Annotated in this window: 28 protein-coding genes; 25 read left to right on the plus strand and 3 right to left on the minus strand. The window is 63.2% G+C overall.

What is annotated here, in order from left to right:
• Positions 1-73 precede the first annotated feature (73 nt).
• On the minus strand, positions 74-877 hold the full coding sequence (locus tag FG486_RS12990) for an ATP-binding cassette domain-containing protein (RefSeq protein ID WP_181267804.1): 804 nt from the start codon (positions 875-877) through the stop codon (positions 74-76).
• Positions 878-1,075: 198 nt separating this feature from the next.
• On the opposite strand from FG486_RS12990, the gene FG486_RS12995 reads away from it, so the two are divergent.
• Positions 1,076-1,882, plus strand: coding sequence for an SDR family oxidoreductase (locus FG486_RS12995; protein ID WP_181267805.1), 807 nt, complete (start codon positions 1,076-1,078; stop codon positions 1,880-1,882).
• A 99-nt stretch (positions 1,883-1,981) separates the two neighbouring features.
• Positions 1,982-2,260, plus strand: a complete 279-nt coding sequence (locus FG486_RS13000; RefSeq protein WP_181267806.1) for an ETC complex I subunit — start codon at positions 1,982-1,984, stop codon at positions 2,258-2,260.
• A 118-nt stretch (positions 2,261-2,378) separates the two neighbouring features.
• Here FG486_RS13000 and ruvX read toward each other — a convergent pair whose 3' ends face one another.
• Entirely contained in the window at positions 2,379-2,852 is a 474-nt protein-coding gene (ruvX, locus tag FG486_RS13005) for a Holliday junction resolvase RuvX (protein ID WP_181267807.1), read from the minus strand.
• On the minus strand, positions 2,849-3,961 hold the full coding sequence (locus FG486_RS13010; protein ID WP_181267808.1) for a DUF3089 domain-containing protein: 1,113 nt from the start codon (positions 3,959-3,961) through the stop codon (positions 2,849-2,851). The genes ruvX and FG486_RS13010 overlap by 4 nt, the downstream gene beginning before the upstream one ends.
• A gap of 165 nt (positions 3,962-4,126) precedes the next feature.
• On the opposite strand from FG486_RS13010, the gene gatC reads away from it, so the two are divergent.
• From gatC to rplN, 23 genes are all read left to right on the plus strand, one after another.
• Positions 4,127-4,414: an Asp-tRNA(Asn)/Glu-tRNA(Gln) amidotransferase subunit GatC gene (gene gatC / locus FG486_RS13015; RefSeq protein WP_066277326.1), complete on the plus strand. Its 288-nt coding sequence runs from the start codon at positions 4,127-4,129 to the stop codon at positions 4,412-4,414.
• A 2-nt stretch (positions 4,415-4,416) separates the two neighbouring features.
• A complete protein-coding gene (gatA, locus tag FG486_RS13020; protein WP_181267809.1) occupies positions 4,417-5,901 on the plus strand; it encodes an Asp-tRNA(Asn)/Glu-tRNA(Gln) amidotransferase subunit GatA in 1,485 nt (494 codons plus the stop codon).
• 62 nt (positions 5,902-5,963) lie between these two features.
• Positions 5,964-6,257 (plus strand): AbrB/MazE/SpoVT family DNA-binding domain-containing protein, encoded by a 294-nt coding sequence (locus FG486_RS13025; protein WP_066277247.1) that lies wholly within the window; start codon positions 5,964-5,966, stop codon positions 6,255-6,257.
• On the plus strand, positions 6,254-6,673 hold the full coding sequence (locus FG486_RS13030; RefSeq protein ID WP_181267810.1) for a type II toxin-antitoxin system VapC family toxin: 420 nt from the start codon (positions 6,254-6,256) through the stop codon (positions 6,671-6,673). The genes FG486_RS13025 and FG486_RS13030 overlap by 4 nt, the downstream gene beginning before the upstream one ends.
• A complete protein-coding gene (gene gatB / locus FG486_RS13035; protein WP_181267811.1) occupies positions 6,670-8,175 on the plus strand; it encodes an Asp-tRNA(Asn)/Glu-tRNA(Gln) amidotransferase subunit GatB in 1,506 nt (501 codons plus the stop codon). The genes FG486_RS13030 and gatB overlap by 4 nt, the downstream gene beginning before the upstream one ends.
• The gene (locus tag FG486_RS13040) at positions 8,172-8,801 is read left to right on the plus strand and encodes a peptidylprolyl isomerase (protein ID WP_181267812.1); all 630 of its coding nucleotides are present in this window, start codon (positions 8,172-8,174) and stop codon (positions 8,799-8,801) included. Before gatB ends, FG486_RS13040 begins: the two co-directional genes overlap by 4 nt.
• Before the next feature lie 156 nt (positions 8,802-8,957).
• The gene (locus tag FG486_RS13045; protein ID WP_082750958.1) at positions 8,958-10,226 is read left to right on the plus strand and encodes a cyclic di-GMP phosphodiesterase; all 1,269 of its coding nucleotides are present in this window, start codon (positions 8,958-8,960) and stop codon (positions 10,224-10,226) included.
• A gap of 207 nt (positions 10,227-10,433) precedes the next feature.
• The gene (rpsL, locus tag FG486_RS13050) at positions 10,434-10,805 is read left to right on the plus strand and encodes a 30S ribosomal protein S12 (protein WP_017670439.1); all 372 of its coding nucleotides are present in this window, start codon (positions 10,434-10,436) and stop codon (positions 10,803-10,805) included.
• Positions 10,806-10,906: 101 nt separating this feature from the next.
• A complete protein-coding gene (rpsG, locus tag FG486_RS13055) occupies positions 10,907-11,377 on the plus strand; it encodes a 30S ribosomal protein S7 (RefSeq protein WP_137775881.1) in 471 nt (156 codons plus the stop codon).
• A gap of 260 nt (positions 11,378-11,637) precedes the next feature.
• Entirely contained in the window at positions 11,638-13,713 is a 2,076-nt protein-coding gene (gene fusA, locus FG486_RS13060) for an elongation factor G (protein WP_181267813.1), read from the plus strand.
• A 155-nt stretch (positions 13,714-13,868) separates the two neighbouring features.
• Positions 13,869-15,059, plus strand: coding sequence for an elongation factor Tu (gene tuf, locus FG486_RS13065; RefSeq protein WP_060979870.1), 1,191 nt, complete (start codon positions 13,869-13,871; stop codon positions 15,057-15,059).
• 139 nt (positions 15,060-15,198) lie between these two features.
• Complete coding sequence (gene rpsJ / locus FG486_RS13070) at positions 15,199-15,510, plus strand: 30S ribosomal protein S10 (protein ID WP_017670443.1); 312 nt, start codon at positions 15,199-15,201, stop codon at positions 15,508-15,510.
• A 252-nt stretch (positions 15,511-15,762) separates the two neighbouring features.
• Positions 15,763-16,521, plus strand: a complete 759-nt coding sequence (gene rplC / locus FG486_RS13075; RefSeq protein ID WP_066277313.1) for a 50S ribosomal protein L3 — start codon at positions 15,763-15,765, stop codon at positions 16,519-16,521.
• A gap of 6 nt (positions 16,522-16,527) precedes the next feature.
• Positions 16,528-17,154, plus strand: coding sequence for a 50S ribosomal protein L4 (gene rplD, locus FG486_RS13080; protein WP_066277227.1), 627 nt, complete (start codon positions 16,528-16,530; stop codon positions 17,152-17,154).
• Positions 17,147-17,458: a 50S ribosomal protein L23 gene (locus FG486_RS13085; protein ID WP_060979872.1), complete on the plus strand. Its 312-nt coding sequence runs from the start codon at positions 17,147-17,149 to the stop codon at positions 17,456-17,458. Before rplD ends, FG486_RS13085 begins: the two co-directional genes overlap by 8 nt.
• Positions 17,459-17,488: 30 nt before the next feature.
• Entirely contained in the window at positions 17,489-18,325 is an 837-nt protein-coding gene (gene rplB, locus FG486_RS13090) for a 50S ribosomal protein L2 (protein WP_060979873.1), read from the plus strand.
• Positions 18,326-18,328: 3 nt separating this feature from the next.
• Entirely contained in the window at positions 18,329-18,604 is a 276-nt protein-coding gene (rpsS, locus tag FG486_RS13095) for a 30S ribosomal protein S19 (protein WP_023837785.1), read from the plus strand.
• Positions 18,604-18,981 carry a 50S ribosomal protein L22 gene (rplV, locus tag FG486_RS13100; RefSeq protein ID WP_060979874.1) on the plus strand — a complete coding sequence of 126 codons (378 nt, stop codon included), beginning with the start codon at positions 18,604-18,606 and terminating at the stop codon, positions 18,979-18,981. The genes rpsS and rplV overlap by 1 nt, the downstream gene beginning before the upstream one ends.
• 3 nt (positions 18,982-18,984) lie before the next feature.
• Positions 18,985-19,683 carry a 30S ribosomal protein S3 gene (rpsC, locus tag FG486_RS13105; RefSeq protein ID WP_023837783.1) on the plus strand — a complete coding sequence of 233 codons (699 nt, stop codon included), beginning with the start codon at positions 18,985-18,987 and terminating at the stop codon, positions 19,681-19,683.
• A 30-nt stretch (positions 19,684-19,713) separates the two neighbouring features.
• Positions 19,714-20,148 (plus strand): 50S ribosomal protein L16, encoded by a 435-nt coding sequence (gene rplP, locus FG486_RS13110; RefSeq protein WP_031318020.1) that lies wholly within the window; start codon positions 19,714-19,716, stop codon positions 20,146-20,148.
• Positions 20,148-20,354, plus strand: a complete 207-nt coding sequence (gene rpmC, locus FG486_RS13115) for a 50S ribosomal protein L29 (RefSeq protein ID WP_023837781.1) — start codon at positions 20,148-20,150, stop codon at positions 20,352-20,354. Before rplP ends, rpmC begins: the two co-directional genes overlap by 1 nt.
• A 10-nt stretch (positions 20,355-20,364) precedes the next feature.
• Complete coding sequence (gene rpsQ, locus FG486_RS13120; protein WP_023837780.1) at positions 20,365-20,634, plus strand: 30S ribosomal protein S17; 270 nt, start codon at positions 20,365-20,367, stop codon at positions 20,632-20,634.
• 56 nt (positions 20,635-20,690) lie between these two features.
• Complete coding sequence (gene rplN / locus FG486_RS13125; RefSeq protein ID WP_023837779.1) at positions 20,691-21,059, plus strand: 50S ribosomal protein L14; 369 nt, start codon at positions 20,691-20,693, stop codon at positions 21,057-21,059.

Here is a 21,059-nt window from a genome sequence, read left to right on the forward strand (position 1 = left end):
CAAGGCCGATCTACCTCTCTCCGTTTGTCCCGAGCGAAGTCGAGGGACGTGATCGCGAACCCGAGCCCCACGCTCAAACCCCGTCCCGCATCGCGGTGATCCGCTCCGCCTGCAGGCGCGGCACCGCGACCAGCGCTTCGGCCTCCGCGCCGCAGCCGCCCGCGATCAGCTGGGCCGGGCTCGCATCCGCCACGATCCGGCCGCTCGCCATCACCCACACCCGATCGGCGAACAGCAGCGCCTCGGCCATGTCGTGGGTGACCATGATCGTTGTGAGCCCCAGCCGGTCGTGCAGCGCGCGATATTGTTCGCCCAGCGCCTCGCGCGTCACCGGGTCGAGCGCGCCGAACGGTTCGTCCATCAGCATCAGCCCCGGCTCGCCTGCCAGCGCCCGGGCGACGCCGACGCGCTGCTTCTGCCCGCCGGAAAGCTGCTCGGGCAGGCGCGAGGCGAAATCGCGGGGCAGGTCGACCAGATCGAGCAGTTCGGCGACACGCGCGGCTGGGAGCCGTCTTCGTGTCGCCAGCCGCGATCCGATGCCGATATTCTGCGCAACGGTCATGTGCGGGAACAGGCCGATATTCTGGAAGACATAGCCGATCGAGCGGCGCAGCTGGTGCGGCTCGTGCGTCCCGACGTCCAGGCCATCGATACACACCTTGCCCGAATCGGGTTCGATCAGCCGGTTGACGGTTTTCAGCAGTGTCGACTTGCCCGATCCGGAGCTTCCGACGATCGCCACGAATGTACCGGGCAGGATGTGCGCGCTCACCCGGTCGATGGCGATCGTGCCGCCATAGGCCTTGCGCACTCCCTCGAACGCTACGGCAGGGCCGCGCGCGCCTTGCGGCCGGGAAGGGGAGGGGGAGGTCGCCATGCCTGTACGCTTATAGGCGGGCGCAAGCGGCGCTGGCTAGCCACTTGCGCGGGGGAATTGGTGAGCTTAGGTCCTGTGATAAATGCTTTCCGTCTGTCCCGAGCGAAGTCGAGGGACGTGCTCGCAATCGCTAGCGCATACGTCCCTCGACTTCGCTCGGGAACTCGGAAAAGTGGGAGCGAGGGGAGCCTGAATTACATGACCGACACCAAGTACATTTTCATCACCGGCGGCGCTTCGGGCATCGGGCGCGAGGTGGCGCGCTATTTTGCGGCGCGCGGCTGGTTCGTGGGCTTGGCCGATGTCAACGTGAAGGGCATGGAAGAGACCGCCGCGATGCTGCCTGCGGGCATGGCGTCGATCCACAGCCTCGACGTGCGCAGCCGCGAGCAATGGACCCAGGCGCTCGAGGCGTTCACCGAGAAGAGCGGCGGCAAGCTGCACGTGCTGTTCAACAACGCCGGGGTGGGCATTGGCGGGCTGCTCGAGGAGCATAGCGAGGATGACATCGAGAAGCTTGTCGACATCAACTTCAAGGGCGTCGTCTATGGCGCGCATATCGGGCACAAGTACCTCAAGGCGACGCCCGGATCGTGCCTGCTGAACACCTCATCGGCGAGCGGAATCTACGGCTCGGCGGGGCTTTCGGTCTATTCGGCGACCAAGTTCGCGGTGCGCGGGCTCTCCGAAGCGCTCGACATCGAATGGGGGCCGGACAATATCCGCGTCCGCGCGCTGTTGCCGAGCTTCATTGACACGCCGCTACTCGACGGGCCTGTGGCGCGCACCAACCAGTCGAGCCGCGACAGCGTGACGGCGGCAGGGCTGGAGATCGCGCCGGTCTCGATCGTCGCCGAAGCCGCGTGGAACGCGGTGCACGATCCCAAGCACGTGCACAGCTATGTCGGCCCGACCGCCAAGCGCCTGGCCTTTGCCGCGAAATGGATGCCCGGATCGATCCGCAAGCGCGGCGGCATCATGACCCGTCAGCGCCGCGGCGAATGAGAGGAGCGCCGTCGCTGCAGGGCGTTCGGCCTTGACCCGCACCGCCCCGGTGTAGCAAAGGCGCGCACATCACCTTTTTCCCGGGACGGAAGCAAGAAAATGGCCGCACGAATCTATCAGCGCCCCAAGAATGCCATGCAGTCGGGCCGCGCGCTGACCGATCTTTGGGTGCTCGAATTCGAGCCCGCCGAAGCCAAGAAGCCCGATCCGCTCACCGGATGGGCGGGTTCTGGCGATACGCAGCAGCAGGTCGTGCTGAAATTTCCCGATCTGGAGGCGGCGAAAGCCTATGCCGAGAAATACGGCATTACCGCGCGGATCGAGCAGACGCCGCCACGCCGCCTGAAGATCCAGGCCTATGCCGACAATTTCCGCTGATTTTTGTTGATCGACGCGGGCGCGCATTTCAGACCCTGTTCGCTTTTGAAAGGATCAACAGCGAACAGGGTCCGAATTCCTGGTTTACCGTGATTTCCGAGCCGTGAAATGTTCCATTTCACTCGAAATCACTCTGGCCCGCCATTGCGTCGATCGCACCCTGCAGGATGAACGCGGCCGCGGCGCTGTCGACGCGCTCGGCGCGCTTGGCGCGGCTCATGTCCGCATCGATCATCGCGCGCTCGACGGCTTGCGTCGACCAGCGCTCGTCCCAGAGCAGCACCGGCAGTCCCAGCACCGCGATGTTGCGGGCAAAGGCGCGGGTGCTCTGCGTGCGCGGACTGTCCGTCCCGTCCATGTTGAGCGGCAGGCCGATAACGATCCCGCGAATTTCCTGCTCGCGCACCAGTTGCTCGATCGCCGCCTTGTCCGCGCCGAACTTGGTGCGCTTGATCGTCTTGGCAGCGGTGGCAAAGCTCCAACCGGCATCGCAGAACGCGGTGCCGATGGTCTTGGTGCCGACATCGAGCCCGATGAGCCGTCCGCCTGCGGGCAGCGCGGCGCGGAAATCCGCCGCGTGCGTGGTGATCACCTGGCCAGAAATGCGGCTACCCTCCGTTCCGCGTCGGCGCGAAGGTTCGCCCAGAACAGCGGATAATCATAGACGTGATAGTTGTTACCCGGCAGCACATAGGGGCCAAGCTGCGGTTCGCCGCCGAGCAGCAGCAGCCCGCGATCGTCGCATTTCGCGCCGACCAGTGCAGGGGTGATGACGCCGTCGGTCAGTTCCTCGTTGGGCACCAGCGTGCCGAGGTTGCGGTCGGCCGGGGCCTCGTCGCCGAGCACCCCGGTGATCGGATTGACGCACAGCATCGGGCTCTGGCCACGCAGCTCTCCGTCGAAGCCGACGCTTGCGGCATAGGCATCGAGCAGCAGCTGCGGCTCGGCGGGTTCGCCAAAGCTCTGGAAGCCGATCATGCAGTTCGCCTGGTCGGGGTCGGTGCAGGGCGGCAGGCCCAGCGCGAGCAGATCCGTGGTCAGCGAGACGGGCCAGCCGATGACATAGGCCGCGACGATCCGGTCGGCGAGCGGGCGGGTGACGACGCGCTGGCGCATCAGCGTGGTCAGGTGCAGGCCGCCCTGGCTGTGCCCGGCGATGATGATCGGCATGTCCTTGGGGATTTCGGCGACGAACTCGTCGAACGCGGCGAGAATGTCCGAATAGGCGGCGTCGAATGCCATTTGCGCTTCGGGCCGGGTGGTCAGGAACGCGCCGATTGCGGCCTGGCGATAGCGCGGCGCCCAGATTTCGCCAACGCCATTGAACACGCTCGCCTGGCTGCGCAGGAAGATGCGCGCGCGATCCTGTGATTCCTTGTCGTTCAGCGGTGCGTTCCACAGCGCGCGCTTCATGTACGATGTCGGGTGGATGTAGAAGATCGCGACCTTGGGTGTCTTGGTTGCCTCGACGCCTTCCGGGGTCCAGAGCGCCGGATTGGCATCGCCGGTGATGCCAGGGCGCGAGAACCACATCTTCGGATCGGCATAGGCGCTGGTCTCGACCGCCTCGGGCTTCACGAACTCAGCCGAGGGCACGAAGGCTGCGGCAAAAATCTGCTGCGGAAACAGGCGGTAGGCAGCGAAAGCTGCGACAATCAGGAAGATGATCGTCGCGATCAGGTACAGGAACTTGCGGGCCAAGACAGTCTCCGGGGCGGGGCAGGCGCGCGGGCACACGCGGGCCTTCGGGGCGCATATAGAAACCGATTACGGTTACTGCCAGCAAAGTGTTGCCCGCGCGCGGATTGCGCAAATGCAGCATTTGCCCGCTTGATGGCCGCGCGGGCCAGTGCTAGCCGCTGGGGCATGTCTGTAGATAGCAAAACCGTCAAGAAGATCGCCAGCCTGGCGCGGATCGCGATGACCGACGCCGAGGTCGAAGCCATGGTGCCGGAATTCAACGGCATATTGGGCTGGGTAGAGCAATTGGGCGAAGTCGATGTCACCGGCGTCGAGCCGATGACCGCCGTCATTCCCAACACCCTGCGCCTGCGCGAGGATGTCGTCACCGACGGCAATATCCGCGACAAGGTGCTGGCCAATGCGCCTGCAGCCGAACACGGCTTTTTCGGCGTTCCGAAGGTGATCGAATAACCATGACCGACCTTACCGATCTCGGCGTTGCCGATATCCGCAACGGCGTGCGCGCCGGAACCTTCAGCGCGCGCGAAGTCGCGACCGCGTTCAATGCCAATGTCGCCGAGGCCAAGGCGCTCAACGCCTTTCTGATCGACACGCCCGAACACGCGCTCGCGGCCGCCGACGCGATCGACGCGAAGCGCGCGGCAGGCGAGGAACTGCCGATCATGGCCGGCGTGCCGATCGGCATGAAGGACCTGTTCTGCACCGTGGGCGTCGAGGCGCGCGCGGCGAGCGAGATCCTGAACGGGTTCAAGCCCACCTATGAATCGACCGTCAGCCAGAAGCTGTGGGACGCGGGCGCAGGGATGCTGGGCAAGCTCAACATGGACCAGTTCGCGATGGGATCCTCGAATGAGACCAGCGCGTTCGGCAACGTGATCTCGCCCTGGCGGCGCAACGATGGCGGCAATGCACCGCTGGCTCCCGGTGGTTCATCCGGCGGCAGCTCGGCGGCGATTTCCGCGCGGCTGTGCCCGGCGGCGACCGGGACCGATACCGGTGGCTCGATCCGCCAGCCCGCCGCGTTCACCGGCATCAGCGGCATCAAGCCGACTTACGGCCGCTGCTCGCGCTGGGGCGTGATCGCCTTTGCCTCCTCGCTCGACCAGGCAGGCCCGATGGCGCGCGACGTGCGCGACTGCGCGATCATGCTCGAGGCGATGAGCGGCTTCGACCCCAAGGATTCGACCTCGCTCGACCTGCCGGTGCCGCAATGGGAAGCCGCATTGTCGAGCAATCTCAAGGGCAAGCGCGTCGGTATTCCCAAGGAATATCGCATGGACGGCATGAATGCCGAGATCGCCGCGATCTGGGACAAGGGCGCCGAATGGCTGCGCGACGCCGGGGCGGAGATCGTCGAGGTCTCGCTGCCGCACACGCGCTATGCGCTGCCCGCTTATTATATCATCGCCCCGGCCGAAGCCTCGTCCAACCTCGCGCGCTATGACGGCGTGCGCTACGGCCAGCGCAACCTGCCCGATGGCGCAGGCCTGCAGGACATGTATGCCGCGACCCGCGCCGCCGGTTTCGGACCCGAGGTCAAGCGCCGCATCATGATCGGCACCTATGTGCTGTCCGCTGGATTCTACGACGCCTATTATACCCAGGCGCAAAAGGTCCGCGCGCTGATCGCCCGCGATTTCGCGCAAGTGTGGGAGCATTGCGACGTGCTGCTCGCGCCGACCGCGCCGAGCGCCGCGTTCGGTCTGGGCGAGAACAGCGACGATCCGATCGCCATGTATCTGAACGACGTGTTCGCTGTGCCCGCCTCGCTGGCGGGGCTGCCCGCGATGTCGGTGCCCGGCGGTCTCGACAGCCAGGGCTTGCCGCTGGGCCTGCAGATCATCGGCAAGCCGCTCGACGAGCAGGGCGTGCTCAATGCAGGTCTTGCGATCGAGGAACGCGCCGGGTTCACCGCGCGGCCCGAGCGCTGGTGGTGATGACCCGGCAGGATTGATGATGGTCATGCGAGGTGTTACCTTGGTAACACTGGAGGCAGGCGATGAACGCACAGACCAAGATTGAAACGGGCACGATGACCAGCAAGGGGCAGGTCCTGATTCCCAAGGCAATGCGCGACGCTGTGGGACTCGTTCCCGGTCAGCCCTATAAAGTTGCCATGAACGAGGCAGGTCAGGTCATCGTCTCTCCGCTTGGTTTTGGCCCCGAGGACGCTGCAGAACGGCGTCGCCGGATGCGCGAAGGCTTGCGAGCGATTGCGGGCAAATACCCCAATCCGGACGGATTGAGTACAGACGAGTATATGCGCGAGCTGCGAGGTGACTACGAGCCGTGATCCTGATCGACTCCAATGTTCTGATCGATATCCTGGATCATGATCCCCACTGGTTCGACTGGTCTTTTGCCCAACTTGAGCGAGCAGCCAGCGTTGGAAAGGTGGTCGTCAATCCGGTAGTGGTAGCCGAGGTGGCTCCGCAATTCGGTTCACTGGAGGCGTTTCTGGAAGCGCTGATTGCGATGGTGGTTGGAGTGGAAATGCTGGACGCACAAGCCGCCTTCATCGCCGGACAAGCGTTCCAGGCCTATCGCAGGGCTCGCCCGGCGGATATGCCCAAGGCCATCGTCGCCGATTTCCTCATCGGTGGTCACGCGCAAGCCATCGGCGCGACCATCCTGACGCGTGACCCGCGCTTCTATCGCAGCTATTTCCCTACAGTTCCTCTCATTACGCCTGAAACGGACACAGAATGACTGAATCAACCTATCGTATCCAGGGTGCCACCGGTGAATGGGAGGTCGTGATCGGCCTTGAGGTGCACGCGCAGGTCACCAGCAATGCCAAGCTCTTTTCGGGCGCAGCGACCGCATTCGGCGCCGAGCCCAATGCGCAGGTCAGCCTTGTCGATGCCGCAATGCCCGGCATGCTGCCCGTCCCCAACAAGGAGTGCATCCGCCAGGCGGTGCGCACCGGCATGGCGATCGGCGCGCAGATCAACCGCTGGTCGCGGTTCGACCGCAAGAACTATTTCTATGCCGATCTGCCGCAGGGTTATCAGATCAGCCAGCTCTATCACCCGCTGGTGGGCGAGGGCGCGGTCGAGATCAGCCTCGACGAGAAGAACCCCGATGCCGCGACCAAGACGATCGGCATCGAGCGCATCCATGTCGAGCAGGATGCGGGCAAGCTGATGCACGATCAGCACCCGACCATGTCCTATGTCGACCTCAACCGTTCGGGCGTCGCGCTGATGGAGATCGTCTCGCGCCCCGACATGCGTTCGCCGGCAGAGGCAGGTGCGTATCTCAAGAAGCTGCGCACGATCCTGCGCTATGTCGGCAGCTGCGACGGCAATATGGAAGAAGGCTCGATGCGCGCCGATGTCAACGTCTCGGTGCGCAAGCCCGGCGACGAATTCGGCACGCGGACCGAGACCAAGAACGTCAACTCGGTGCGCTATGTGATGGCGGCGATCGAGCATGAGGCGAACCGCCAGGTCGACGTGCTCGAAAGCGGAGGGACGATCGTGCAGGAAACCCGGCTCTACGATCCGGACAAGAACGAGACGCGCTCGATGCGATCGAAGGAAGACGCGCACGACTATCGCTATTTCCCCGATCCCGATCTGCTGCCGCTCGAACTCGACGACGCGTTTCTCGACGAGTGCAAGGCCTCGCTACCCGAACTGCCCGATGCCAAGCGCAAGCGCTACGAGAGCGAGCTGGGCCTGTCCGCCTATAATGCCGCGGTGCTGACCGCCGAGGCGGAAACCGCGCGCTGGTTCGAAGGGCTGCTCGCTGAATGCGCGAAGGCGCAGAACAAGCCCGAGGCAGACGTCGCCAAGGCGGCGGCGAACTGGCTGCTGTCCGAGCTCTACGGCGCGCTCAACCGGCTGGGCAAGACGATCGAGGACAGTCCGGTCAGCCAGGCGGAGGGGGCAGAGCTGCTCGCGCTGGTCGCCAGCGGCACGATATCGGGCACCATCGCCAAGCAGGTGTTCGAGATCATGCTCGAGACCGGCGATCCGGCGGGCAAGATCGTCGAGGAGCGCGGGCTCAAGCAGACCTCGGATACCGGCGCGATCGATGCTGCGATTGCCAAGGTGCTCGCCGACAATGCCGACAAGGTCGAGCAGTACAAGGGCGGCAAGGAAGCGCTGTTCGGCTTCTTCGTCGGACAGACGATGAAGGCGATGCAGGGCAAGGGCAACCCGCAGCTGGTCAACGAGCAGCTGAAAAAGGCGCTGGGCGCGTGACGCGCTGGCTGGCGCTGATCGCGGCGGCGCTGGCGCTGTTTGCGCCTGCGTTCGCGCAGGATGCGCCCGCCGCCAATGCCGCGCCGCAGCCGCCACTGCCGCTGGTCGAGATCGTCACCGATGTCGGCACGCTGACGGTCGAGGTGGACACGCGCCGCGCGCCGATCACGGGCAAGAACTTCCTCGCCTATGTCGACAAGAAGATGCTCGACGGCGTGGTCTTCTATCGCGTGGTCAAGGCGGCTGACGATTTCGGCTTCGTCCAGTTCGGCGGTCTCGGCGATCCCAAGCGCATGCTGCCGCCGATCGCGCACGAGCCGACCAGCCAGACCGGGCTCAGCCATACCGATGGCGTCCTGTCCGTCGCTCGGTTTGAGCCAGGATCGGCGCGCGGCGAGTTCACGATCATGCTGGGCGCCCAGACCGGACTCGATGCCAATCCGTCCGCGCCGGGCGACAATCTCGGCTATGCAGCCTTTGCCAAGGTGGTGAAGGGGCGCGAGGTGCTGACGCGCATTCTCGACACGCCGATCGATCCGGCCAAGACGGTTAGCGGCGTGTTCGCCGGCGAGATGCCGGGTAACCCTGTGCGCATCACCAGCGCCCGTCGCATCACCGCTCCATAATGAAACACCCCCAAAACCGGGGAGTGTAAAATCACGCAGAGCCGTCCGGCTATTACTCTCGGTTAATGTTTTTCCGCCAAGACACCTGATGAAATCTTTGCAACTCGGCTTGCCCGGCCTGTTGCAAGGGGGGCTGTCACAGGGGCGGATGGGCGGATGCTTCAGCATATCAAGCCAGATCGGGTAGAATTGGGGATGTTCGTCCACGGCTTTGTCGGCTCGTGGTTCGATCACCCGTTCTGGCGCAAGAAGTTCCTGCTCGAAGACGAGGACGACCTGCTCAAGATCCGTCAGAGCAAGGTGGAGGCCGTGATCGTCGACGACGAGCGTGGCGCGGCCCCGAAGATCGATCGCCCTAGCCTGACACCGGTGGAACCCGAGCCGGTCCGTCGTCTTGCGACCCAGCCCAATCCCATGACCGCGCGGTACACCCCGCCTTCGGTCGCGGCCAAGAGCACCGGCTTCAAGCAGGAAGCCAAGCGCGCTGCCAGGATCGTCGAGAAGTCGAAGAAGCAGGTCGGCGCGATGTTCGAGGCCGCGCGCATGGGGCAGGCGATCAAGATCAAAGATGTCGCGCCGCTGATCGACGAGATCCGCGAGTCGGTGGAACGCAACAACAAGGCGTTGACCAATCTCGTCCGGCTGAAGTCGAAGGACGAATATACCTATATGCATTCGGTCGCGGTATGCGCGCTGATGATCAACATGGCGCGGAAGCTGGACCTGGACGACACCACGATCCGCCATATGGGCATGTCGGGGCTGCTCCACGATCTGGGCAAGATGGCGGTGCCGCAGATGATCCTCGACAAGACGGGGCGGCTGACCGACGAGGAATTCTCGACCATCCGCACGCATCCCGAACGCGGCCATGCGCTGATCGGCGACAATCCCGAAGTGCCCGACATGGCGCGCGACGTGTGCCTGCATCATCACGAAAAGATCGATGGTACCGGCTATCCGTTCGGGCTGGCAGGCGACGAGATCAGCATGGCCGCGCGCATGGGCGCGATCTGCGATGTCTATGATGCGGTGACCTCCAACCGCCCCTACAAGGACCCGTGGACCCCGGCGATGGCGCTGGGACGGATGGGCCAGTGGCAGGGCCATTTCGACGAGCGGCTGATGGGCGTGTTCATCAATTCGCTGGGGCTCTATCCCGCTGGCGGGCTGGTCAGGCTCAACGACCATCGCCTGGCGCTGATCGTCGACAATTGCCCCGAGGAACTGATGGCGATCCGCGTGCTGCCCTTCTATTGCACGTCGAGGCTGCAGGAGATCAAGCCGCAGGAGCTGATCGTCCGGCCCGACCAGGGGCCGCAGATTCTGGGCATCGAACGCCCCGATTTCTGGCATTTCGAGGATTGGGCAGCCTTGCGCTCCTCGGTGCTCGCCAAGGCGCAGGGCCTTTCCGCAGCGGCTTGACCGCGCGGCCAAACACCGCTAAGGGCCGCGCTTCGATCGCCGGGGCCTTCAGGGCTGCATCGACCGAAACCAAGCAGAACACTGGCGCAAGGTGCGGGTGGGCAACAGGCGGAGCCTCCACCATATCGGCGTGCGACACCATCGCATGACGGTCACGTATCGGGCGGCAGAGTAACCTCATACTCTACCAACCAGGTGAAGAGAAACATGCCAACGATCAACCAGCTGGTCCGCAAGGGCCGGGTGCCCCAGAAGGCGAAGTCCAAGGTGCCCGCAATGGATGCAAACCCGCAGAAGCGTGGCGTTTGCACCCGCGTCTACACGACGACCCCGAAAAAGCCGAACTCGGCACTGCGCAAGGTGGCCAAGGTCCGTCTGACCAACAGCCGCGAAGTCATCACCTACATTCCGGGTGAAGGCCACAACCTGCAGGAGCACTCGGTTGTGCTCATCCGCGGCGGCCGCGTGCGCGACCTTCCCGGTGTGCGCTATCACGTGCTGCGCGGCGTCCTCGATACCCAGGGTGTCAAGGACCGCAAGCAGAGCCGTTCGAAGTACGGCGCCAAGCGTCCGAAGTGATCCGTCCGGGGGACGGATCATCCCGGAACGATCGCAACAGGCGATCTTGTCCGGGATCCATCTGCCCCTGTTGATTGGTCCAACTTTTTCAGGAGTTACCTATGTCTCGTCGTCGTCGCCCGGAAAAGCGCGTCATCCTTCCCGATCCCAAGTTCGGGGATCTGACGCTCTCGAAGTTCATGAACAACCTGATGCTGGACGGCAAGAAGTCCGTCGCCGAACGCATCGTCTATGGTGCGCTGGAAACCATGCAGACCAAGGCCAAGGCCGACCCGCTGCCGATGTTCCACGATGCGCTGAACAACGTGAAGCCCGGCATCGAAGTGCGCAGCCGCCGCGTCGGTGGTGCGACCTACCAGGTCCCCGTCGAAGTGCGTCCCGAGCGCGCCCAGGCTCTCGCCATCCGCTGGCTCATCGCCGCTGCGCGCAACCGCAGCGAAACCACGATGGCTGCGCGTCTATCGGGCGAACTGCTCGATGCCGCCAACAATCGCGGCAATGCGGTCAAGAAGCGTGAAGACACGCACCGCATGGCCGAAGCGAACCGTGCCTTCTCGCACTATCGCTGGTAATATGTGCCCTCTCCCCTGACGGGGGGGAGGTCGCAGCAACCGTGTGTTGCCGAAAAGGGGAGGGCGCACCATATCGGTGTCGTCACCCCCTTTTGACTAAGGAGCAGGTTCGTGTCCGGGCCTGTTCGAGATGCCCTCTTCCGTTGGTGGAGAGGGGAGTGAGCTGCATCCCGTCATGAGCCAATTCGCGCTGGTCAAAGCGCCGGGGCTTCATTATAGGGCGCGGCAAATTACGCCCCCAAATCTTGGAGTTTGAGATCATGGCACGCAGCCATCCCCTGGAGAAGTACCGCAATATCGGCATCATGGCCCATATCGATGCGGGCAAGACCACCACGACCGAGCGGATTCTCTATTATACCGGCAAGTCCTACAAGATCGGTGAAGTGCACGACGGCGCTGCGACCATGGACTGGATGGAGCAGGAGCAGGAGCGCGGCATCACGATCACGTCGGCTGCGACGACCTGTTTCTGGAACGATCACCGCATCAACATCATTGACACCCCGGGCCACGTGGACTTCACCATCGAAGTCGAACGTTCGCTGCGCGTGCTCGACGGTGCGGTCGCCTGTTTCGACGGCGTGGCCGGCGTTGAGCCGCAGTCGGAAACCGTGTGGCGCCAGGCGGAAAAGTACCGCGTGCCGCGCATGTGCTTCGTCAACAAGCTGGACCGCACCGGCGCGAGCTTCGAGCGCTGCGTCGACATGATCCGCGACCGTCTGGGCGCGCGTCCGCTGGTGCTGTATCTCCCGATCGGCATCGAAAGCTCGTTCATCGGCCTGGTCGATCTGGTGCACAACCGCGCGATCATCTGGCAGAACGAAGCGCTGGGCGCGAAGTTTGACTATACCGACATCCCCGATGATCTGAAGGATGCCGCCGAAGCTGCGCGCGCCGAGCTGATCGAAACCGTCGTCGAACAGGACGATGCGGTGATGGAACAGTATCTCGAAGGCAACGAGCCCGACGCCGACACCATCAAGAAGCTGATCCGCAAGGGTACGCTGAACTTCTCGTTCGTGCCCGTGCTGTGTGGTTCGGCGTTCAAGAACAAGGGCGTGCAGCCGCTGCTCGACGCCGTGGTCGACTATCTGCCTTCGCCGCTCGACATTCCCGATGTGGAAGGTGTCAAGCTCGACGGCGAGACCAAGGACACCCGTCCGCCGGCTGACGATGCGCCGTTCAGCGCGCTGGCGTTCAAGATCATGAACGACCCGTTCGTCGGAACCCTGACCTTCGCCCGCATCTATTCGGGCAAGCTGGAAGCCGGTACCTCGGTGACCAACTCGGTCAAGGACAAGAAGGAAAAGGTTGGCCGCATGCTGCTGATGCATGCCAACAGCCGCGAAGACATTTCGGAAGCCTATGCCGGTGACATCGTCGCTCTGGCGGGCCTGAAGGAAACCACCACCGGGGACACGCTGTGCGCTTCGAACGCGCCGATCATCCTCGAGCGGATGGAATTCCCGGAACCGGTGATCGAACTGTCGGTCGAGCCCAAGACCAAGGCCGACCAGGAGAAGATGGGCGTGGCGCTCAACCGCCTTGCCCGCGAAGACCCGTCGTTCCGCGTGTCGTCGGATGCCGAAAGCGGCCAGACGATCATCAAGGGCATGGGTGAACTTCACCTGGAAATCCTGGTCGACCGCATGAAGCGCGAATTCAAGGTGGAAGCGAACGTGGGTGCGCCGCAAGTGGCGTACCGCGAATATCTCGCCAAGCCCGTGGATATCGACTATACTCACAAGAAGCAGTCGGGTGGTTCGGGTCAGTTCGGCCGCGTCAAGTTCAAGCTGACGCCGGGCGAGCGCGGATCGGGCATTACGTTCGTCGACTCGGTCAAGGGCGGTAACATTCCGAAGGAATATATCCCCGCGGTCGAGAAGGGCATGCGCGAGACGGCGGCTTCGGGCTCGCTGGTCGGCTTCCCGATCATCGACTTCGAGATCGACCTGTATGACGGTGCGTATCATGACGTCGACTCCTCGGCGCTGGCGTTCGAAATCGCAGGCCGTGCCGCCATGCGCGAAGCTGCGCAGAAGGCCGGCATTAAGCCGCTCGAGCCGATCATGAAGGTCGAGGTGGTGACGCCGGAAGATTATCTGGGCGACGTCATCGGCGACTTGAACAGCCGTCGCGGCCAGATCCAGGGCACCGACACGCGTGGCAACGCGCAGGCGGTGGAAGCGATCGTGCCGCTCGCAAACATGTTCGGATACGTGAACCAGCTGCGTTCCTTCACCCAGGGACGTGCGCAGTACACGATGCAGTTCTCTCACTATGACGAGGTCCCGGCGAATGTCGCGGCCGAGGTCAAGGAGAAGCTGGCATAAGCCGGGCATAATCGCTATAGGCGCTCGACCTTAGCCCGCCGAATCGCGCTGACTGGCGCGTCGGGCTTTCATTAGGGTGTTGACAGTTTTGGGCAGTCCGGCCAGAGCGCGGCCCGGACTATCCCACAGATAGTAAAGAACGAAGGTAGGAAAAAATGGCCAAGGCTAAATTTGAGCGGACCAAGCCGCACTGCAATATCGGTACCATCGGTCACGTCGACCATGGCAAGACCACGCTGACCGCAGCCATCACCAAGGTGCTCGCTGAAACCGGCGGCGCAACCTTCACCGATTATGCGAACATCGACAAGGCTCCCGAAGAGCGCGAGCGCGGCATCACCATTTCGACCGCACACGTCGAATATGAAACCGAAGCCCGTCACTATGCGCACGTCGACTGCCCGGGTCACGCTGACTATGTGAAGAACATGATCACCGGTGCCGCCCAGATGGACGGCGCGATCCTGGTGGTGAACGCTGCTGACGGCCCGATGCCGCAGACCCGCGAGCACATCCTGCTTGCCCGTCAGGTCGGCGTGCCCGCGCTGGTCGTGTACATGAACAAGGTCGACCAGGTCGACGACGAGGAAATCCTCGAGCTCGTCGAACTCGAAGTTCGCGAACTGCTCAGCTCGTACGACTTCCCGGGCGACGATATTCCGATCGTCAAGGGTTCGGCTCTGGCCGCTCTCGAAGGCCGCGACGACAATATCGGCAAGGACTCGATCAACGCGCTGATGGCTGCTGTTGACTCGTACATCCCGCAGCCGGCTCGCCCCGTCGACAAGCCGTTCCTGATGCCCGTGGAAGACGTGTTCTCGATCTCGGGTCGTGGTACCGTTGTGACCGGCCGCGTCGAAACCGGCATCGTCAAAGTTGGCGAAGAAGTCGAAATCGTCGGCCTGAAGGACACCCGCAAGACCGTCGTGACCGGCGTCGAAATGTTCCGCAAGCTGCTCGACCAGGGTGAAGCCGGCGACAACATCGGCGCTCTCGTCCGCGGCGTTGCCCGTGAAGAAGTTGAGCGTGGTCAGGTTCTCTGCAAGCCCGGTTCGGTTACGCCGCACACCGAGTTCAACGCAGAAGTCTACGTGTTGTCGAAGGACGAAGGTGGCCGTCACACGCCGTTCTTCGCCAACTATCGTCCGCAGTTCTACTTCCGCACCACCGACGTGACCGGTGAAGTGATCCTGCCCGAGGGCACCGAGATGGTGATGCCGGGCGACAACGTGACGATCGGCGTGAAGCTGATCGCTCCGATCGCGATGGATCCGGGTCTGCGCTTCGCAATTCGCGAAGGTGGCCGTACCGTCGGTTCGGGGGTTGTCAGCACGATCACCAAGTAATATAGGGCCATCTCCCGGACGGAACTGATTCGTCCGGGAGATGGAATTTTTATAGGCCGCCCCGGCGTTCGGTCCCACCAGGGATCAACGGGTTTCTGGGGCGGTTTGTTTTTCGCTCTTTCGCATCGGTAAAGTGGTAATGGAAACGCAGAATATCCGTATTCGCCTCAAGGCATTTGATCATCGCGTGCTCGATCAGGCGACCGGCGACATCGCCGACACCGCCCGCCGCACCGGCGCTCTCATTCGTGGTCCCATTCCGCTGCCGACGCGCATCGAGAAGTTCACCGTGAACCGCGGCCCGCATGTCGACAAGAAGTCGCGCGAGCAGTTCGAGGTGCGCACCTACAAGCGTCTGCTGGATATCGTCCAGCCGACCCCGGCCACCGTCGATGCTCTGATGAAGCTCGAACTGGCCGCTGGCGTCAACGTCGAGATCAAGCTGGCCTGAGGCCAGTCCGCCCGGGCCCAGGTCCGGGCATCTCTGCCCGAAAGGGCAGGGGCCTAAGGGATACCGCGCAGCCATTGCTGCGGCTCTGGTCCCCCGTCTTTTTCCTCCCGCGGCTCGCAGGAGGGGAAAAGCCAACCCGGACGGGGTGATCATCAAAATTCGGGTTGGCCCTCAAGGTTCACGCCTTGGGGGTTTTTCGTTGGATACGCCCGCGAGCAATCACGCAGACGGGCCTCTATTGGGAGAATGATCATGCGCACTGGCGTGATCGCGAAAAAAGTCGGGATGACCCGCCTGTTTCAGGAAGATGGCCGGCACGTGCCCGTCACCGTCCTGTCGCTGGAAGATTGCCAGGTGGTTTCGGTGAAGAACCAGGAGCGTGACGGTTACGTCGCGGTCCAGCTGGGTGCCGGAGCTGCCAAGCCCAAGAATGTCAACAAGCCGCAGCGCGAGCATTTTGCCAAGGCAGAAGTCGCTCCCAAGATGCTGATGGCCGAGTTCCGCGTCGCCGACGATGCGATCCTCGACGTGGGTGCCACCATTTCTGCCAACCACTTCATCCCCGGTCAGCTGGTCGACATTACCGGCCACACCCAGGGCAAGGGCTTTGCCGGCGCCATGAAGCGCTGGGGCTTCGGGGGTATGCGCGCCTCGCACGGCGTGTCGATCTCGCACCGTGCCCATGGTTCGACCGGTCAGCGTCAGGATCCGGGCAAGGTCTTCAAGAACAAGAAGATGGCCGGCCACATGGGCGATCGTCAGCGCACCCAGCAGAACCTGGAAGTCGTCCGCACCGACGAAGCGCGCGGCCTGATCTTCGTCAAGGGTTCGGTCCCCGGTTCGAAGGGCGGCTGGCTGATGGTTCGCGATGCCGTCAAGGTTCCGCGCCACGCCGACGCTCCGTACCCCGCCGCGATCCGCTCTGCTGCGGGCAATAACGACAATGCTCCCGCCGACACGCCTGCTGAAGACGTGGCCGCTGTGGAAGCAACCGACGGCCAGGAGGGTTAATCGGTCATGAAGCTCAAGGTTCAAACCCTCGACGCCACTGCCAAGGGCGACATCGAACTCAACGATGACGTGTTCGGCGTGACCCCGCGTGCAGACATTCTGCACCGCGTGATCACCTGGCAGCTCGAAAACCGTCGCGGCACTGCCCGTGCGGCCCGCGAGCGCAGCGATGTTGCGCGCACCGGCAAGAAGTTCGGTCGTCAGAAGGGCGGCGGTACCGCTCGTCACGGCGATCGTCGTGCCCCGATCTTCGTCGGCGGTGGTAAGGCTCACGGTCCCCGCGTCCGTGACTTCAACCCCTCGCTGAACAAGAAGGTCCGCGCGCTCGGCCTGAAGATGGCTCTGTCCTCGAAGGTCGCCAGCGAAAGCCTGATCGTCGTGGAATCGCTGGATCTCGGCGAAGCCAAGACCAAGGCGCTGGCCGCTCAGCTCGGCAAGCTCGGCCTGGGCAAGAAGGCCCTGTTCATCGATGGCGATGCCGTGAACGACAATTTCAAGAAGGCTTCGGCCAACCTGATCGGTCTGAACGTGCTGCCCGCCGTCGGTGCCAATGTCTATGACATCCTGAAACACGATACGCTGGTGCTGACCCGCGCCGCTGTTGAAAAGCTGGAGGCCCGGTTCAATGGCTAAGAAATCCGACACCATCGATACCCGTCATTACGACGTGATCGTGGCCCCGCACATCACCGAAAAGTCGACGCTGCTCAGCGAAAGCAACTCGGTGGTCTTCAAGGTCAGCCAGGACGCCACCAAGCCGCAGATCAAGGCTGCGGTCGAAGCGCTGTTCGATGTCAAGGTCGTGGGTGTCAACACCCTCGTCCAGAAGGGCAAGACCAAGCGCTGGAAGGGTCGTCCCTATACCCGCACCGACATCAAGAAAGCCGTTGTTCGTTTGGCCGAAGGCCAGTCGATCGACGTCACCACCGGCGTCTGAGCGCGGTCGGCAAGCTGACAGGATACAGATATGGCACTCAAATCCTATAATCCGACAAGCCCGGGCCGTCGCGGTCTGATCCTTGTCGACCGCAGCGACCTGTACAAGGGTGGCCCGGTCAAGGCGCTGACCGAAGGCAAGCGCAAGACCGGTGGCCGCAACAACAAGGGTCACGTGACCTCGCGCGGCATCGCTGGCGGTCACAAGCAGCGTTACCGCATCGTCGACTTCAAGCGTCGCAAGCTTGACGTCCCCGGCACCGTGGAGCGGATCGAATATGATCCCAACCGCACCGCCTTCATCGCGCTGATCAAGTACGAAGACGGCGAACTGGCCTACATCCTGGCGCCGCAGCGTCTGGCTGTGGGCGATACCGTGATCGCCGGCGAAAAGACCGACGTGAAGCCGGGCAACGCCATGAAGCTGGCACAGATGCCGGTCGGCACCATCATCCACAATGTGGAGATGAAGCCGGGCAAGGGGGGCCAGATCGCACGTTCGGCAGGCACCTATGCACAGGTCGTCGGTCGTGACCGCGGCATGGTGATGGTCCGTCTGAACTCGGGCGAACAGCGTTACATCCCCGGCGCCTGCATGGGCACCGTGGGCGCGGTTTCGAACCCCGACAACAGCAACCAGAACTTCGCCAAGGCCGGTCGCAAGCGCTGGATGGGCAAGCGCCCGCTGACGCGCGGTGTTGCCAAGAACCCGGTCGATCACCCGCATGGTGGTGGTGAAGGCCGCACCTCGGGTGGCCGTCATCCGGTGACCCCGTGGGGCAAGCCGACCAAGGGTATGCGCACTCGTAAGAACAAGTCGACCGACAAGATGATCATCCGGTCGCGTCACGCGAAGAAGAAGAGGTAAGTCATGGCTCGCTCCATCAAAAAAGGGCCGTTCTTCGACCTGTATCTGCTGAAGAAGGCAGAAGCGGCGCAGGACGCTGGCGGCCGTGCTCCGATCAAGACCTGGTCGCGTCGTTCGACGATCCTGCCGCAGTTCGTCGGCCTGACGTTCAACGTGTACAACGGCCACAAATTCATTCCCGTGGCGGTCAACGAAGACATGGTGGGTCACAAGCTGGGCGAATTCGCTCCGACCCGCACCTTCCCTGGCCACGCTGCTGACAAGAAGGGCAAGCGCTAATGGGCAAGGCAAAATCTCCGCGCCGCGTGGGCGAAAATGAGGCGCTGGCCGTCGGCACCACCATCCGTGGTTCGGCGCAGAAGCTCAACCTCGTGGCCGCCCTGATCCGTGGCAAGAAGGCCGAAGAGGCGATGAACATCCTGTCCTTCTCGAAGAAGGCCATGGCTGTCGACGCCAAGAAGGTCCTCGCGTCGGCTATCGCTAACGCGGAAAACAACCACAACCTCGATGTCGACGCGCTGGTCGTCGCTGAAGCGAGCGTTGGCAAGGCGATCACGATGAAGCGGTTCATGACCCGCGCTCGTGGCCGTTCCAGCCGCATCGTGAAGCCGTTCAGCCGCCTGCGCATCGTCGTGCGCGAACAAGAGGAAGCGTAAGCCATGGGTCACAAGAGCAATCCGATTGGCCTGCGTCTGCAGATCAACCGCACCTGGGACAGCCGCTGGTTCGCCGAAGGTCGCGACTATGCGCGTCTGCTCAAGGAAGACATCGAGCTGCGCAAGTACATCATGAAGACGCTGCCCCAGGCCGCGATCTCCAAGGTGGTCATCGAGCGCCCGGCCAAGCTGTGCCGCGTCTCGATCTATGCTGCCCGTCCCGGTGTCATCATCGGCAAGAAGGGCGCGGACATCGAGAAGCTGCGCAAGACGCTGGAAGGTCTGATCGAAGGTGGTGAGGTCAAGCTCAACATCGTCGAGATCCGCAAGCCCGAAATCGACGCCAAGCTCGTCGCGCAGGGCATTGCCGACCAGCTGATCCGCCGCGTTGCCTTCCGTCGTGCGATGAAGCGCGCGATGCAGTCGGCAATGCGTCTGGGCGCAGAAGGCATCAAGGTGATGTGCGGCGGCCGTCTCGGCGGCGCCGAAATCGCCCGCACCGAGCAGTATCGCGAAGGCCGCGTTCCGCTGCACACGCTGCGTGCCAATGTCGACTATGCCGAAGCCGAAGCGCTCACCGCGTACGGCATCATCGGCATCAAGTGCTGGATCTTCAAGGGCGAAATCCTTGGACACGATCCGATGGCGCAGGACCGGCTGATGATGGAAGCGCAGACTTCCGGCGTCCGCCCGGCCCGCTGAGCCCAGAACAGACAGACAAGGTAGAGCATCATGCTGCAACCGAAGAAAATGAAGTTCCGCAAGGCTTTCAAGGGCCGTATCAGCGGCAATGCGCCGGGCGGAACGAGCCTCAATTTCGGGTCGTACGGCCTGAAGGCGCTGGAGCCCGAGCGGATCACCGCGCGCCAGATCGAAGCCGCCCGTCGTGCGATCACGCGTCACATCAAGCGTCAGGGACGTTTGTGGATCCGCGTGTTCCCGGACGTGCCGGTGACCAAGAAGCCCGCCGAAGTCCGTCAGGGCAAGGGCAAGGGTTCGGTCGAATATTGGGCCGCCCGCGTGAAGCCGGGTCGCATCCTGTTCGAACTGGATGGTGTTCCTGGTCCGATCGCCGCGGTGGCGTTCGAGCGTGCTGCGATGAAGCTGCCGATCAAGACCAAGGTCGTGGCGCGCCTGGGCGATACGTCGCACCTGGGAGGTGAGTGATGAGCAAGATTTACGAAGACCTTCAGCAGAAGACCGACGATCAGCTGACCGCTGAGCTGGGTGCGCTGAAGAAGGAAGCGTTCAACCTGCGCTTCCAGGCCGCGACCAACCAGCTGGAGCGCCCCGCGCGCGTCCGCGAAGTGCGTCGCACGATTGCCCGCATCAAGACCCTGCAGAGCGAGCGCGCTCGCACTGCAGCAAAGTAAGGAGGCCGATATGCCGAAACGAGTTCTGACCGGAACGGTGGTCTCCGACAAGGGCGACAAGACCGTGGTGGTGAATGTCGAGCGCAAGGTGAAGCACCCGCTGTACGGGAAGATCATCCGTCGTTCGAAGAAGTATCACGCGCATGACGAGAACAACAGCTTCAAGGAAGGCGAAACCGTCCGCATCGAGGAGACGGCTCCGATTTCCAAGCTGAAGACCTGGAAGGTGCTGGATCGGGTGAACACCCACAAGGCGCCCGAAGCTTCGAGCGAAGCGTAAGCCATTAGGAACTGCCGGACCGGTTCCGGCAAGCCAGACAAGAAGGAAACGGATCCATGATCCAGATGCAATCCAATCTTGATGTCGCTGACAACAGTGGCGCGAAGCGCGTCCAGTGCATCAAGGTTCTCGGCGGATCGAAGCGTCGCTTCGCCGGCGTGGGCGACATCATCGTCGTCTCCGTCAAGGAAGCCGCGCCGCGCGGCCGCGTGAAGAAGGGTGACGTGCACCGCGCTGTCATCGTGCGCACCGCCAAGGACGTGCGCCGCGCCGACGGCAGCGTCATCCGCTTCGACAGCAACGCTGCCGTGCTCATCAACAAGAACGATGAGCCCATCGGCACCCGTATTTTTGGCCCGGTGGTCCGTGAGCTGCGCGCGCGCAAACACATGAAGATCATCTCGCTGGCTCCGGAGGTGCTGTAA

The sequence above is a fragment of the Blastomonas ursincola genome (genome assembly GCF_013607875.1).
GTDB lineage: Bacteria > Pseudomonadota > Alphaproteobacteria > Sphingomonadales > Sphingomonadaceae > Blastomonas > Blastomonas ursincola.